Source organism: Lyngbya aestuarii BL J (genome assembly GCF_000478195.2).
Taxonomy (GTDB): domain Bacteria; phylum Cyanobacteriota; class Cyanobacteriia; order Cyanobacteriales; family Microcoleaceae; genus Capilliphycus; species Capilliphycus aestuarii.
Map to the genome: position 1 here is coordinate 1 of NZ_AUZM01000431.1, position 304 is coordinate 304.

General features: G+C 39.8%; 1 protein-coding gene. It reads right to left on the reverse strand.

The genetic code is table 11. The features are described from left to right. Nucleotides 1-304: hypothetical protein (locus tag M595_RS31485; RefSeq protein WP_023070081.1), on the reverse strand; the 304-nt coding region annotated here is incomplete at both ends.

The window sequence follows — 304 nt, forward strand, 5'->3', positions numbered from 1 at the left end:
ACTCATCATCCATTTCCGACTCATCATCCATTTCCGACTCATCATCCATTTCAGAATCATCATCCATTTCGTGATAGAACTCGGCGATTTGTTCAGCGTTATCTTTACGGTATTTATCGAGGTCGATAGCGCTGTATTGTACCTTCTCAACTTCAAGGATTTCTTTGAAGTCGCGACTGAAGCCAATATCAATCACCTGTTTAACATCGAGTTGAGAGATATCGGTGACTTCAATTTCCAAGTCTGCAAATAATTGAGTTTGTTGTTCAGCAGTTAACTCGGAGATTTGATATTTCAGGTAGTG